Here is a 13,354-nt window from a genome sequence, read left to right as displayed (position 1 = left end):
CGCATCGAGAACCTCTTCGCCCGCCTCAAGGACTGGCGACGCATCCACACCCGCTACGACCGATGCGCCCACACCTTCCTGTCAGCTATCGCCTTCGCCGCAGCCTTCATCTTCTGGATCAATGAGTCCTGACCCTAGCTGCCGAGCCCCATCCGAACGAGCCGGAGCAAGGATCATTCGCATTGATCCGCAGTGGGCTGTGACCCCGGCTGCCCTCACGCGGGCAGAAGATTTGGTGGGCGTGAGATGCCTCTCTCGGTGCTAATCCCCCGCGGACGCTAACGACGACACTCACAACTAATACCCGGAGCCATTCGCCGGCTTGAAGGTTGAACTCCCGATAGGGAGATCCGCCATGCCCCACGCCGCCGACCAGCGCCTGCAGATGCAAGACCCCCGAGACCAATACCCGAAGCCTCCATTCCCAAAGCAACCGCAACCCGCCCCAGGGCTCGCGGCGAAAATGGACCCTCAGCCCGATCACGGCGAGACGAGCTATCGCGGCCATGGTCGACTTGAGGGTCGCAAGGCCCTCGTCACCGGTGGCGACTCTGGGATCGGGAGGGCCGCGGCAATCGCCTACGCCAGGGAGGGCGCGGACGTGGCCATCGTCTATTTGCCGGCGGAAGAGACCGATGCTCGCGAGGTCATCTCGCTAATAGAAGCAGATGGTCGAAAGGCGGTCGCGTTGCCCGGCGACATCAAGGAGCAAGCGTTCTGCAAAGAGCTGGTGACGAAGGCCGTAGAGGCGCTCGGCGGTCTCGACATCCTCGTCAACAACGCCGGAAAGCAGGTCACCCAGCCTGGCATTGCGGAAATCACCGCCGAACAGTTCGACGCGACTATGAAGACCAACCTCTATGCGATGTTCTGGATCAGCCAAGCGGCGATACCCCACCTCCGCCCTGGAGCTGCGATCATCAATACCGCTTCCGTTCAGGCTTACGACCCGTCGGAATCGCTGCTCGACTACGCCACCACCAAGGCTGGCATCGTCGCCTTCAGCAAGGCATTGGCCAAGCAGCTGATTGAGAAGGGTGTGCGGGTAAACGTGGTGGCCCCGGGCCCCTTCTGGACTGCGTTGCAGCCATCCGGTGGTCAGACCCAGGCAAAGGTGCAGCACTTCGGGGAGCACTCCGCTTTTGGTCGCCCAGGTCAGCCGGTAGAGATCGCGCCGATTTACGTTCTACTCGCGTCCCAGGAAGCCAGTTTCATCACCGGCGAGGTCTACGGTGTAACCGGCAGCGCCGGCATCGCGTGACGATGAGCGCGCACCACTTGCCACTTTGGATTCCGCACACAGCGTCTTGCCGTGCACTGGGTGGAACGGAGCCTGAGCGAGCGCTGCGACGCGCGCCCGTAGCACACTGACCGGCCCTCGTTGCCCCCGGACGCGGCATAATCGCTAGCGCCGGACAGAAGGACGAATGAGCCGAACCAGCGCCCGGGCCTCTTTTAGCCCCAACTCTCTGACCTCCTATGCTGAGGCCGATCAGCCTTGCCGAAATGTCGCCTAACGGTCCCCTCAACGTCCCCGCCGGGACAATCCGACAAAAGAAATGTCCCGGCGACGTCGGTCAAACGTCCCGTCAAAAGTCCCCCCGGACCCCCCAAGCAAGAGGGCACGAGGGACATTTCCTATGGACGGGGGACAATTTGTAAGGGCCGCCCTATCAGTCAAGATTGCTCGGCCGCGGCGTTCCTGACCGGAGGCCTCGCGGCTATGTCACCGGCCAGTGCATCGCGGCGAACGGCGGCTCCACGCTCAGCGACCTGAGCGTCTGGCCCCGACGGGTCAGCCAGGCACAAGCTGCTGGATCACGCACTTCCACGGCTTGCCGCCCGGCTTCACGTTCAACACCAGGCCGGTCACATTGTGGCGGATACCCACTCCAGGCGCCACGTCGACGGTCGTCATGGGCGTTTCGGCGCGGGTCAGCCGGTAGCTGAACAGCCCCGTGGCGCCGCCCTCGAGCGGCTCGAGGTTCTGGATCGAGAAGATCGTCAGTTCGGTTCCGCTGTAGATCACCGTCTCACCGGTGACGGTCATGACCTCGCCGAAGCCCCGGGTCCGCGGCGTGTCGCCGCCGCCGTAGTTCTCGGATTTCGTCTCGTCCTCGCTCAAGTCAGTCTCCTTGATATGGTCTGGCGCTGGGGGGCCAAGGCGGAACGCGGCGCCTAGGGTTTGAAGGCCGGACCGTGCCCGGTCGCCATCAGCGCGATGGCGCGCGCGTCGGCCGGCGGTCCATCGCCACGCCAGGCGATGTGCAGGTCGGGGCGGAGCAGGAACAGCGCGCCGTTGTAGACCTTGCGCAGCTTCGGCTCGTCCATGCGCTTTACCTCGAGCCGCGCGCCGATCTCCTTGAACGCCGCCTCGAACCCGCTGGTGTCCTGGTCGCCGCGCAGATCAAGGAGATTGTAGTCGAAACCCAGGTTGTCCTGGAGCGGACTACCGTCCTTCAGCCACATGTGCGGGATGCGGATGCCCGGCCGGCCGTGCGGCACGATCTTGTTGATATCCCAGATCGGCACGTTGCCGGGTTCGTGGGCCACCAAAGGCGAGCCGGCGTAGGTGTAGCAGGTCTCCGCACCGATCATGTTGTGCATCCGACCCACCTCCAGGAAGTGGGTGTCGATCATCTTCTTGCGCGCCTCGCGGGCTTCCGGCGTGTCGGCCAGATTGTCGACCCGGAAGTGTCCAAGGCCGAAGATGTCGGCGCCGTCCGAAGCCCAGGCGGAAGCCTGGATGTTGCGCTGCGCGACCGGCCTGCGCTCCTGCTCGTAGCTGTCAGCCATCTGCGGTCCGGCCCAGCCCTTGACGATGGCGGCCAGTTTCCAGCTCAGGTCGATGGCGTCGCCGATGCCGGAATTCATGCCCAGGCCGCCCGTGGGGATGACCAGGTGGGCGGCGTCCCCGGCCAGGAAGACCCGGCCATTCCGGTACCTGTCGGCCAGCAACAGGTGCAGGCGCCAGTTGGTGACATGGCGGATTTCGATATCCACCTCGTCGCCGAAGCCCAGCATGTCGCGGATCAGCGGCTCGAAGTCGGTGTCGGCGGGCAGGAAGGTGCCTGTGGAAAACTCTTTGCGGTTTCCCTGGGCGATCAGGCTGCTCACGCCCATGCCGCGCATGAACATGTAGTGGCGGCCCTTGCCGATCGTCTCGCCCAGCTTCTCGTAGAGTTTCTCCGACCAGAAGATCACCTGCCGGGTTTCGCGCAGGGCCGCGCGGCCCTCCAGATTGATGCCGGCCGCCTTACGCACCGCGCTGGCGCCGCCGTCGGACCCCAGGACGTAGGCGCAGCGGAAGGTCTCCTCACCGCCGTCGATGCGACGGGCGTGGACGGTGACCCCGGTCTCATCCTGCTCGAGGCCGGTGAACGCCAGGCCGTAGCGTACGGTGGTGTTCGGTGTTTCATGCTCCGCGACCTGGCGCAGCAGCGGCTCGATCGCGTTCTGCGCGACCAGTTGATACGGCTCGAGAGGCCAGTAGCCATCTTCCGATTCCGCGATCATCGCGCGGCGCTCGGCCACCGAAGGGTATTTCTGCACCGCGACCAGCGGCCCGGAGCCCCGTTCCGCGATGATCACGTCCATCGGATTGTCGGCCGGGTAGCCCAGCTCCCGGACGCGGTCGACGATTCCGAGTCGACGGTACATCTCCATGGTCCGCTGGTTGGAACGGTCCATCTTCGGCCAGGGCGCGGTGTCGGGATCACGCTCCATGATCAGCACCTTGACGCCGCGCCGACCCATGTCGATCGTCGCCGTCAGGCCCACGGGCCCGGCCCCCACAACGATCACGTCGAAGTCTTGAGCGGCCGCCTGAGTCATCTAGGGCTCCCTAATCTCTCTCGCCGGGGGTTCTTGGCGCCCGCACGAATGCCGTTCCCGCATCCATAGCGAGGACGACGCGCGATGGGAGCAGACATTCGCCTCAACCGGCGAATTGATAAAAGCTGAAAGCTCGAGGACGCGACAAGGCCTCAACCGACCTGGCGTTCGCGGCCGGCCCAGATGCGGTCGCGCAGGGCCTTCTTGTCGAGCTTGCCGAGCGCGGTGAGCGGCAGAGCGTCCACCATCTCGACCATCTTAGGCGCGTAAACCACGCCTTTGCGCTCGCGCACGAAGGCGATCAGCTCGGCCTCGCTGACGCTGGCGCCGGCCTTGAGGGTGACGAAGGCCTTCACGGTCTCGCCCCACTTCTCGTCCGGGGCGCCTACCACCGCCGCCATGGCCACCGCCGGATGGTCGGCCAGCACGTCCTCGACCTCGCGCGGGAAGACGTTGAAGCCGCCGGAGATGATCATGTCCTTGGTCCGGTCGACGATATAGAGGTAGCCGTCGGCGTCGCGCCGGGCCACGTCGCCAGTATGCAGCCAGCCGCCGGCGAACGCCTTCTCCGTCTCCTCCGGGCGCTTCCAGTAGCCTTCCATGACGATCGGGCCGCGCACGCAGATCTCGCCGGGCTCGCCCTGCTGCGCCTCCTGGCCGTCGGGCCGGATCAACCTCACCTGGTTGGTAGGGATCGGCAGGCCGCAGGACTCCAGGCGTTCGGGACGCGACAGGTCGTGGTCGCTCTTGCTCATGTAGGTGATGGTCTGGGGTACTTCGGACTGGCCGTAGAGCTGGCTGATGATCGGGCCGAACACCTCCAGCGCCTGCTTCAGGCGAGTCGGGGACATCGGCGCGGCTCCGTAGATCAGCATCTCCAGGCTGGAGAGGTCGTAATCCTTCAACCGCGGGTGATCGAGCAGCACGTAGAGCATGGTCGGCACCAGGAAGGTGGCCGTGATCTTCTCGCGTTGGATGGTCTCCAGGAACGCCTCGACGTCGAAGGAGGCGTGGAAGTGGAACGTCCCGCCCTTCACCAGGGTGGCGTCCAGCATCGAGCCGGCGGCGTGCGACATCGGCGTGGCGATCAGGAAGCGCACCTCCTGGGGCCATTCCCAGTAGGCCAGTTCGTTGGTCAGCATGTGCACCCGGCTGCGGTGGCGGTGGACCACGCCCTTGGGCCGGCCGGTGGTGCCGCCGGTGTAGTTGATCACGCAGATGTCCTCGGGCCGCGCCTCGATCGGAAGATCCGCGCCGTCGAGCGGGGCCATGCCGGACAGGGCGTCGACCCCGTAGTCGCCGGCGCCCAGGGTGACGACGTGCTTCAGGCTGACGCGGCCCATCAGCGCGCGACCCCGCGCCGAGTGATTCTCCACGTCGACGATCAGGGCGTCGATCTCGGCGTCCTCCAGGATGAACGCCTGGTCGTCTTCCGAGCCCATCGGATGCAACGGCGTGCAGCGCAGGCCGAGGATCTGCGCGCCCTGGATCGCGGCCACCAGCTCCGGGCGGTTGGCCGACAGGACGGCGACCGCGTCGCCGCGCTTCAGGCCCAAGCCTTTCAGGAAGCGCGCGAAGCGGTTGGCGTCGGCCGACATCTCCCGATAGCTGACCCGCCGTCCTCCGCCGACCAGGGCCTCGCGGTCGGGCCAGCGCTGCATGGCGAGCCGCTCGAACTCGGCCAGTGTCGGGCCGACAAGGAGTTCCGGGTCGGACATCGCGGTTTCCTCTCTTCTGATTGTTGCCGCAGCCTAACCGATCTGTTCGATTGATCCGCCCCGTATCGCACGGCGCGGCGCGCAAGACCGCATCAGGAGGAACCGCATGAGCCAACCGCAATCATCCCAGCCCGTCCTCGTCGACCGGGACGGACACGTGATGATCGTCACCATCAACCGGCCCGAGGCGCGCAACGCGGTGAACCTGGGGGTCCATATGGGCGTCGGCTTGGCGCTTGAGGAAGCCGACAAGGACCCGGGCGTTTGGGCGGTGATCATCACCGGCGCCGGCGACCAGGCGTTCTGCGCGGGCGCCGACCTGAAGGCCATCTCCCGCGGCGAGAAACTGGGGCCGGATGATCCCGCCCAGGCGGCCTGGGGCTTCGCGGGCTACGCCACCCACCACATCAGCAAGCCGACCATCGCCGCGGTGAACGGGTTTGCGCTGGGCGGCGGCACTGAACTGACCCTAGCCAGCGACCTGGCGGTGGCGGCCGATACGGCGAGCTTCGGCCTGCCCGAGGTGAAGCGCGGGATCATCGCCGGGGCGGGCGGGGCCTTCCGCCTGACCTCGCAGCTGCCGCCCAAGATCGCCATGGAGCTATTGCTCACCGGCGATCGGATCAGCGCGGCGCGGGCGTTGGAGCTCGGGCTGGTGAATGCGGTGGCGCCTCAGAAGCAGGTCCTGGAGACGGCGCTGGCGCTCGCCGCCCGGATCACCGCCAATGCGCCCCTGGCGGTGCAGGCGTCGAAACGCATCGCCCGCGGCGCGATCAACGGCCATGTCGAACATGAAACCAGCGGCTGGGCCCAGACCTATGCCGAAATGCCGGGCGTGATGGCGTCGGCGGACGGGCGCGAAGGCGTGCTGGCCTTCGCCGAGAAGCGCAATCCCGTCTGGTCGGCCAGATAGCCAAGGCCCGCGCACCCGTCGGGAGACAGGTGCGCGGAACGCCTCAGTTGAAAGTGATCGGGTCCGAGAGCTGCTTTTCCCAGACGTTGCCGGCTTCCGGGGTGTTGTGCAGGATGCGCGGCTTGTGCGTGGCGTCGTCGACCTGGGCGTGATCGAAGCAGTATTCGAAGTCCAGCATCCGCGCGGTGTCGCGGAAGTAGACCGCCGCCGACCCCGACGGAGCGTGACGCATGAGGTCCATGCTGATCTTGGCGTCGTTGCGCAGCGCGTTGGTGCGGATGCGCATCACATCGTCGAGGGAATCCACCAGGAAGCAGAAGTGCCCAAAGCTGGCCTTGTCCACCTTCAGGCCCAGCAGCACCAGCGAGTGGTGGTAACGATCGTTGGCGCGCATGAACAACGCCAGATCCTCGATCTGGTCCGAGAGCTTGAAGCCCAGGCCCTCCTGATAGAAACGCGCCACTTCGTCGATGTTCGGGGTGGCCCAGCCGGCGTGCAGCAGCTTCTTGATCTTGATGCCCTGCCCCGACCACTCGTTGGCGCGCTGTTGCATTCCGTAGAACAGCTCGACTGGCATGCCGCCCGGATCGACGAAGCGCAGGCGGTGGGCCACGCGCTCGTTCGCCGGATCCTTGGCCTCGTCGTAGTCGATGTTCCATTGGCCCAGCACGTCGCGTGCGGCTTCCAGCGCCTCGGGCCCCGCCACTTCGTAGCCGACGCGGTTGACGCCGTCGGTGTCGCCTTCCTCCAGGCGCAGCCAATGATGGTCGATACCGGCGCTCATGAACGCCGTGCGGCCGCGCCGCTCCGATTCCTCGAGCCTGCCGACGCGCGAATAGAGCGTCACCGCCTCTTCCAGGTTCCTGACGCCCAGCGCGACGTAGCCAAGCCGGTCAACAATCGCCATCGACGTTTCCTCTCCCTTCACCGCGGTTACGCGCGTCCACGCGCCGCCGAGGATCGTCAGTCGCAGCCGGGTGGCCGCAGCCAGTCGCCCCCGCCCCCCGTTTCGGGGTGGTTCATCAAGAGCTATGGTCTCATTTGTAACAGCCCCGCGGAAAATCCATTTTGCTTTTTCGTCTGCCGCCACATTTTCATATGCGTGAAATCGCGGCGCGAGCGCCTGGGACCGTGGGTTGATGGCCGGGGCGGTGGTCAAGTCGACCCAGCGCGCCTTCGCCATCTTCGAGATGTTCGATCGCGAGCGCCGGCCGCTGTCGCTGAAGTCGATCTGCGAGGAGTTCGGATACGCGCCGTCCAGCGGTTCGGCCCTGCTCAAGAGCCTGGTCTCACTCGGCTACCTCGACTTCAACGCCAAGTCCCGCACCTACCTGCCGACCATGCGGATCGCCCACCTGGGCCTGTGGGTGGAGGCCGCGCTATTCGGCGACGGCGAGATCCTCCGGTTGATGAAGGACCTGCACGCTGCGACCGGTCAGGTGGTGATCCTGGCGACCCAGAGCGGGCTTTCGGCGCAATACATCCACACCGTGGCCGAGCAACCGCTGCTGCACTTTGAGGCGGCGCCCGGGACGCTTCGCCCGCTGGCGGCGTCCGGCGTTGGCCTGATGCTGCTCAGCGAACACTCCGACAAGGAGATCAAGCGCATCTGCCATCACATCAACTACTCCAAGGCTGCGGCGGAGCCGGTCGACTACTGCAAGATCATCGAACAGGTCGAATTCGCGCGGCGTGAGGGCTACATGATCACCGTCAACATGCCGATACCCGACAGCGCCGTGCTGTCGATGCTGCTGCCCGGCAGCCGCTACGGGCGCACCTTCGCGCTCGGCGTGGCGATCCACGCCCACCAGCTTGAAGAGCAGCGCGACAGCATCCTGTCGGAAATGCGCGGACGGATCGCGGCGCTCGAAGCGACGCCGCCGCACTGAGGCCTGCCCAATACTGTGGTCGCCGATTTCACGTGTGTGAAAAAGCAGCCGTATGCTGTGAGGCGATCCCCAAACCCCTTATGAAGCGTGCAGACGATGCGAAGGCCGGGCGGCACACGACCCGCGCCTGCACGCCAAGGGAGCAGACAATGGCGAACGATCAGCACTCCGCGCCGGGCCGCGGCCTCACCGACGAAGACATCATCGACATTCCGGGCCTGGCGAGCCGCTGGGTGCGCCTGGCCGACGGGCGCCGCGCCCACTACATCACCGCCGGCGACAAGGGCCCCGCCGTCGTGCTGTTCCACGGCGGCATCGAAGGCTCATCGGGCACCGCCGGCTGGCGGTTCATGGCCCCGGTTCTGGCCGCCGCTGGCTTCCGCGTATACTGCCCTGACCAACCGGGATACGGTCTGTCCGACGTCAGCAACCCCGCCTATCTCGACAACAGCATCAAGGCCCGCAACGACTTCGCCAAGATGTTCATGGACGCCTTATGCATCGACAAGGCGCACATCGCCGGCAACTCCATGGGTTGCATCACCTGCTGTAACTTCGTGGTCAGCAACCCGGAACGGGTGCTGAGCGTGATGTTCATCGCGGGCTTCCTCGATAACATCGACCTGACCACCCTGGTGAAGCCGTCGGACGGCAAGTTCAATCCGAAGCGCTATTCTCAGGAGATGCGCGAGGCTGTGCAGTGGGACGGCACCGAGGCCGGCATGCAGCGCCTGATGGACGGGATCATCTATGAGCCCAAGGCCGTGTGGCCGGAGCTGGTGCGGATGCGCTACCTGGCCGCCACCCGCCAGCGCGAGGCGCGCATCAAGGCCGGTAAGGCCTACGGCACGCCCGCCGATGTCGCCGACGGTCCCGATCCGAACATGCAGCAGATCTTCCAGACCGCGGGCCGGATCCAGAAGCTGACCATCCCGATGATCTACATGTACGGGATGCAGGATGTGATCCTGCCGGTGGAGAACGGCTACATGCAGGAGGACTACGCCCCGAACATCCAGTTCTTCTACCCGCAGGAATGCGGCCACCAGGGCCAGACCGACCAACCGGAGATTTTCAACGCCGCGGCGCTGGAGTTCTTCCGGGACGGCAAGGTGAGCTGGCCCACCGCTGTGAAGGCCAACGTCTCGCTGCGCCGCCCGATCGATCCCCGCGTCGTGCAGGAGCCCAAGAGCGGCTTCCCCAAGCCGAACCCCGGCATGTATGCCGACCCGGAAAGCCTTAAGGTCGGCCTGAAGGCGTTCGACGCCGTACCGGCCTAGGCGGCACGACGCTCCCGGCGTCGCCACGCGACGCCGGGACGCTCGCGCCACAAGGTCCGAAAATGGCCAGACACCGCCGGCCTGGCGGCTAACCTGACGCGACAGCCAAAAACCGCGATCAGGCGATTCCCATGACCCTAGACACCACCGTGAAGCGCCGCCCGTTCGGCCTGCCGTTCTACTTCGGCTGGACCATCGTCGCCGCCGGCTTCATGTCCATGTTCGTCAGCAACGGCATGGCGTTCTGGGCGCTGCAGGTGTTCGTGGGGCCCATGCAGGCCGACACCGGCTGGCCGCGCGCCGAGATCATGGGCGCGCTGACCATGCGCTGGCTGGTGGGCGCGTTCGGCGGCCTGCTGGTCGGCAAGTACTTCGACCGCAAGCACGGCCCGTGGATCATCACCCTCGTGGGCGTGCTGCTGGACGGGGGCTCGATGATCGCGCTCTATTGGGTCAAGGACCCGTGGGTGTTCATCCTGCTGTTCGGCGTCCTGGGCGGTGTCGGCAGCATCGGCACCGGGCGGCTGCTGTCGGCCGTACTGATCCCCAAGTGGTTCGTCGCCAAGCGGGGCCTGGCGATGAGCATCGCGGTGTCCGGCAGCGGCGTCTCCGCCCTCATCATGAGTCCCATCGCCAACGCCATCAACGACACGGCAGGCTGGCGCGAAGGGTGGGTATGGATGGGCGCGCTCACCATCGCCCTGCTGATCCCGTTCCTGCCGTTCGTGCGCCGCGCGCCAGAGGACATGGGACTGCTCCCCGACGACGGCGCCGCCCCCAAGCCCGCGGTCGCCGGACGCGTCCAGGTCTCGGCGGCGAGCGAGCGGAGCTACACGCTCAGCGAGGCGATGCGCTCGCCGACGCTCTGGTTGCTGACGCTCGCCATGAGCATCGGCCTGTTCTCGATGTCGACAAACGCCTCCAGCATGGTGCCGTTCTACAGGAGCCTCGGCTTCAGCGCCGAGGTCGCGGCCTGGGGGCTGGCGGTCTATGGCGTGTTCTCGTTCCTGTCGCGGTTCGTCTGGGGCGCGATCGCCGATCGGCTGAGCGTCCAGCATGCGGTAGTCATCCAGGCGATCTGCACGTCGCTGGGCGTGGGCATCAATCTGATGGCGCACACCGAGACCATGATGTTCGCGGCCGCCGCGTTCCAGGGCCTGGCGCTGGGCGGCTTCCTGGTGCTGCAGCCGCTGATCTGGCCCGCCTACTTCGGGCGCAAGCACCTGGGCTCGATCACCGGCATGACCCAGTTCCTGACCACTTTCGCGATGGCGTCCGGCCCGTTCTTCGCCGGGGCGATGTTCGATGCGACGGGCGCCTATACATGGGCCTACCGTGTGCTGATCGGCACCTGGCTGGTGTGCGCGGCGCTGACCCTGCTGGTCCGGCCGATGAACGACAAGCGCGCCGCGCCGCCGACGCCGCAGACCGCGCCGGCGGAGTAGCTCTCGGGCTCAGCTCGGGCTGATCGAGACGTCTCAGGGGCTGCTGAAGCCCCCGCGCAGGTTTTCGCTGACCGATCGGCGCAAATCATGTATGGAATGGTAAGGCCATTCAGGGCATGATGTTGACGCGTCCGCTGGCGACAGCATCGTCAGGACGGCGGCAGGCTGCTGATCGACACGATCTGTCGCCTGCGCTAAGCGGGCGCGCGGCCGACGCGAACTGGCTACAGGAATTGGATAAAGGTCGGATTCACGCGACCGCCGCGATCGAATGAGGAGGAATTCAGATGCCAGATTTTGGTGAAAACACCGCCGGTCTCATTATCGATGACAAGGAATCCGGCATCTTCCGGGTGCACCGTTCGGCGTTCGTCGACGACGACATCCTGAAGCTCGAGCGTGAGAAGATCTTCGACAAGTCCTGGCTGTTCGCCGGCCACGTGTCGGAATTCCCCAAGCCTGGCGACTTCATCACCCGCACGGTGGCCGGACGTCCGATCATCCTGGTGACCAGCGACGACGGAGAGGTCCGCGCGCTGATGAACACCTGCCGCCACCGCGGCAATCTGGTCTGTCGCGAGCACAAGGGTTCGGGCGCGGAGGTCTTCCGCTGTTTCTACCATGGGTGGATCTATAACACCCGCGGCGAGCTCAAGGGCATCCCGGGCGAAGAGGCTTACAGCGAAGCCTTCGACCGTGAATCCCTGGGCCTCGAGCCGGCCCCGCGGATGCATAACTTCCGCGGTCTGATCTTCATCAGCTTCGACCCCGACATCGAAGAGTTCGAGTCGTACATGGGCGAAGCCGCGCTCAACGTCATCGCCAACACGATGGACAAGGGCGACATGGAGTTCGTCGAAGGCCACTTCAAATATTCGATGCGGGCCAACTGGAAGCTGCTCGTCGAAAACAGCATGGACGGCTACCACGCCGCCTTCACCCACGAGCGTTTCTTCGCCCAATGGATGCCCAGCGTCGGCCTGGGCGGCGGTCGCCAGCCCATGGAAGAGTCGGTTCAGGTGGGCAATGAGCGCATCGGCGCGGTTCCGCTCGGCAACGGCCACGTGACCGGCAGCCTTCCGACGGCCGCACGCCAAGGCGGCGTGGCCACGCCCTACCTCGAGAAGTACGCGCCTGAGGAACTCGAGGCGTACCGCAAGTTCCTGGTCGCCGGGCATGGCCCGGAAAAGGCCCGCATGATTGAGGGCGGCGCCGGCAACTACCTGATCTTCCCCAACCTGATCATCATCGATGGCTGGTTCGTGTTCCGCACCTTCTATCCGACCAGTCCGGACTACATGGAGATCAACGGCTGGGCGGCTATGCCCAAGGAAGACACCCCCGCCCTGCGCAAGGCGCGCCTTGATTGGTACCTGGGCTTCCAGGGTCCGGGCGGCTTCGCGACGCCCGACGACGTGGAAGGCCTTGAAGGCTGCCAGATGGGTTTCGCGACCCACAAGGAAGTCGAGTGGTCGGACATCTCGCGCGGGATGAACGGCAACGTCAAAGGCGGCCCGGGCGAGCTGCAGATGCGTGTGTTCTGGCGTGAATGGAACGCGCGACTGACCACCGGTCAGCATGCGGAAACCACCGAAGACTAGGACCGGACGCGGTCCCTGAGCCAGCTGTGGCTCAGGGACACGCCACGCGGCAAACGTGATCGGAAGGCCCGTCAGCGATGGCGGGCCTTCTGCGTTGCTGGAGGCCTACGCCTTGGGCTTGAGGTCGGGACGGGAAGCCAGGAACGCGGCCCGCTCGGCGGCGGTCAACACCTTGGCGGGCATCTGGCGCGACACCTTCGGCGTCGGCGGGGCATAGGTCTCGGTTCGGTGAGGCGTTCGCTTCAGGTCGGAGAGCCGCTTGATCGGTGATTTCATCTCTGCCCCGAGGCTGGCGAGCGCCCGATCGGGCGGTCCGCTGATCTGTGTTCAACGCCGAACGATGACGGCCTAGCGCTTGCGGAAGCGGGCCGCATCGGCGGCCAGCGATGTGCTCCAGGCGTCGGGCTGTTCGACCTCGGCCTGGAACGGCAGTTCGCCGGCCACGCCGCGCACGGCCAGCCAGAGCTGCTGATTGAAATGGCCGAAGGTCCGCAAGGGCCGCCGCTTGTCGTCGGTGACGTCCCAGCCGGCCGCCTCGAACGCCTCCACCTGACGCGGGATAGGTTGATGCTCGACGCGGTCCCAGTCGGCGGGACGCGCGGCATCCTCCGCCTGATCGGCGGTCAGACCGAAAATGGCCAGCGAGCAGGCGTCTATCTCCGGGAATTCGC

Annotated in this window: 12 protein-coding genes and 1 pseudogene; 7 read left to right on the top strand and 6 right to left on the bottom strand. The window is 65.9% G+C overall.

The genetic code is table 11. The annotated features are described in order from the left end of the window. Together Q8M88_RS02615 and Q8M88_RS02610 are read left to right on the top strand one after the other, a co-directional pair. A pseudogene (locus Q8M88_RS02615) lies at nucleotides 1-132 on the top strand (IS5/IS1182 family transposase); the annotation flags it as partial. Nucleotides 133-355: 223 nt separating this feature from the next. Then, nucleotides 356-1,261: an SDR family oxidoreductase gene (locus Q8M88_RS02610; RefSeq protein ID WP_305594692.1), complete on the top strand. Its 906-nt coding sequence runs from the start codon at nucleotides 356-358 to the stop codon at nucleotides 1,259-1,261. Between the two features lie 534 nt (nucleotides 1,262-1,795). Here Q8M88_RS02610 and Q8M88_RS02605 read toward each other — a convergent pair. The 3 genes from Q8M88_RS02605 to Q8M88_RS02595 form a co-directional block, all read right to left on the bottom strand. Next, nucleotides 1,796-2,125: a hypothetical protein gene (locus Q8M88_RS02605; protein WP_305594691.1), complete on the bottom strand. Its 330-nt coding sequence runs from the start codon at nucleotides 2,123-2,125 to the stop codon at nucleotides 1,796-1,798. A gap of 53 nt (nucleotides 2,126-2,178) precedes the next feature. Continuing rightward, nucleotides 2,179-3,834, bottom strand: coding sequence for an FAD-dependent monooxygenase (locus Q8M88_RS02600; RefSeq protein ID WP_305594690.1), 1,656 nt, complete (start codon nucleotides 3,832-3,834; stop codon nucleotides 2,179-2,181). A gap of 152 nt (nucleotides 3,835-3,986) precedes the next feature. Further along, nucleotides 3,987-5,552, bottom strand: a complete 1,566-nt coding sequence (locus Q8M88_RS02595; protein ID WP_305594689.1) for an AMP-binding protein — start codon at nucleotides 5,550-5,552, stop codon at nucleotides 3,987-3,989. A gap of 106 nt (nucleotides 5,553-5,658) precedes the next feature. On the opposite strand from Q8M88_RS02595, the gene Q8M88_RS02590 reads away from it, so the two are divergent. Then, nucleotides 5,659-6,465 (top strand): crotonase/enoyl-CoA hydratase family protein, encoded by an 807-nt coding sequence (locus Q8M88_RS02590; protein ID WP_305594688.1) that lies wholly within the window; start codon nucleotides 5,659-5,661, stop codon nucleotides 6,463-6,465. Nucleotides 6,466-6,508: 43 nt separating this feature from the next. Here Q8M88_RS02590 and Q8M88_RS02585 read toward each other — a convergent pair whose 3' ends face one another. Next, nucleotides 6,509-7,372 (bottom strand): VOC family protein, encoded by an 864-nt coding sequence (locus tag Q8M88_RS02585; protein ID WP_305594687.1) that lies wholly within the window; start codon nucleotides 7,370-7,372, stop codon nucleotides 6,509-6,511. 232 nt (nucleotides 7,373-7,604) lie between these two features. Between Q8M88_RS02585 and Q8M88_RS02580 the strand changes: the two genes are divergently transcribed. From Q8M88_RS02580 to Q8M88_RS02565, 4 genes are all read left to right on the top strand, one after another. Then, nucleotides 7,605-8,357 (top strand): IclR family transcriptional regulator, encoded by a 753-nt coding sequence (locus Q8M88_RS02580; protein ID WP_305594686.1) that lies wholly within the window; start codon nucleotides 7,605-7,607, stop codon nucleotides 8,355-8,357. Between the two features lie 149 nt (nucleotides 8,358-8,506). Then, nucleotides 8,507-9,637 (top strand): alpha/beta fold hydrolase, encoded by a 1,131-nt coding sequence (locus Q8M88_RS02575; protein WP_305594685.1) that lies wholly within the window; start codon nucleotides 8,507-8,509, stop codon nucleotides 9,635-9,637. 131 nt (nucleotides 9,638-9,768) lie between these two features. Continuing rightward, on the top strand, nucleotides 9,769-11,082 hold the full coding sequence (locus tag Q8M88_RS02570; protein ID WP_305594684.1) for an MFS transporter: 1,314 nt from the start codon (nucleotides 9,769-9,771) through the stop codon (nucleotides 11,080-11,082). 287 nt (nucleotides 11,083-11,369) lie between these two features. Further along, nucleotides 11,370-12,683, top strand: coding sequence for an aromatic ring-hydroxylating dioxygenase subunit alpha (locus Q8M88_RS02565; protein ID WP_305594683.1), 1,314 nt, complete (start codon nucleotides 11,370-11,372; stop codon nucleotides 12,681-12,683). A 105-nt stretch (nucleotides 12,684-12,788) separates the two neighbouring features. Here the strand turns inward: Q8M88_RS02565 and Q8M88_RS02560 are convergent, their stop codons facing one another. Together Q8M88_RS02560 and Q8M88_RS02555 are read right to left on the bottom strand one after the other, a co-directional pair. Beyond that, a complete protein-coding gene (locus Q8M88_RS02560) occupies nucleotides 12,789-12,959 on the bottom strand; it encodes a hypothetical protein (protein WP_305594682.1) in 171 nt (56 codons plus the stop codon). Nucleotides 12,960-13,031: 72 nt separating this feature from the next. Further along, the coding region (locus tag Q8M88_RS02555) for a hypothetical protein (protein ID WP_305594681.1) at nucleotides 13,032-13,354 on the bottom strand (323 nt) is incomplete at its 5' end.

It is taken from the genome of Phenylobacterium sp., from assembly GCF_030693805.1.
Lineage (GTDB): Bacteria > Pseudomonadota > Alphaproteobacteria > Caulobacterales > Caulobacteraceae > Phenylobacterium.
The sequence above is the reverse complement of the archived record's forward strand: the minus strand, read 5'-3'. Positions and strand labels throughout refer to the sequence as shown.

Coding starts and splice junctions, on each gene's coding strand:
- Q8M88_RS02610 (WP_305594692.1), top strand. CDS start 356: ATGCCCCACGCCGCCGACCAGCGCCTGCAGATGCAAGACCCCCGAGAC.
- Q8M88_RS02600 (WP_305594690.1), bottom strand. CDS start 3,834: ATGACTCAGGCGGCCGCTCAAGACTTCGACGTGATCGTTGTGGGGGCC.
- Q8M88_RS02595 (WP_305594689.1), bottom strand. CDS start 5,552: ATGTCCGACCCGGAACTCCTTGTCGGCCCGACACTGGCCGAGTTCGAG.
- Q8M88_RS02590 (WP_305594688.1), top strand. CDS start 5,659: ATGAGCCAACCGCAATCATCCCAGCCCGTCCTCGTCGACCGGGACGGA.
- Q8M88_RS02585 (WP_305594687.1), bottom strand. CDS start 7,372: ATGGCGATTGTTGACCGGCTTGGCTACGTCGCGCTGGGCGTCAGGAAC.
- Q8M88_RS02580 (WP_305594686.1), top strand. CDS start 7,605: ATGGCCGGGGCGGTGGTCAAGTCGACCCAGCGCGCCTTCGCCATCTTC.
- Q8M88_RS02575 (WP_305594685.1), top strand. CDS start 8,507: ATGGCGAACGATCAGCACTCCGCGCCGGGCCGCGGCCTCACCGACGAA.
- Q8M88_RS02570 (WP_305594684.1), top strand. CDS start 9,769: ATGACCCTAGACACCACCGTGAAGCGCCGCCCGTTCGGCCTGCCGTTC.
- Q8M88_RS02565 (WP_305594683.1), top strand. CDS start 11,370: ATGCCAGATTTTGGTGAAAACACCGCCGGTCTCATTATCGATGACAAG.
- Q8M88_RS02560 (WP_305594682.1), bottom strand. CDS start 12,959: ATGAAATCACCGATCAAGCGGCTCTCCGACCTGAAGCGAACGCCTCAC.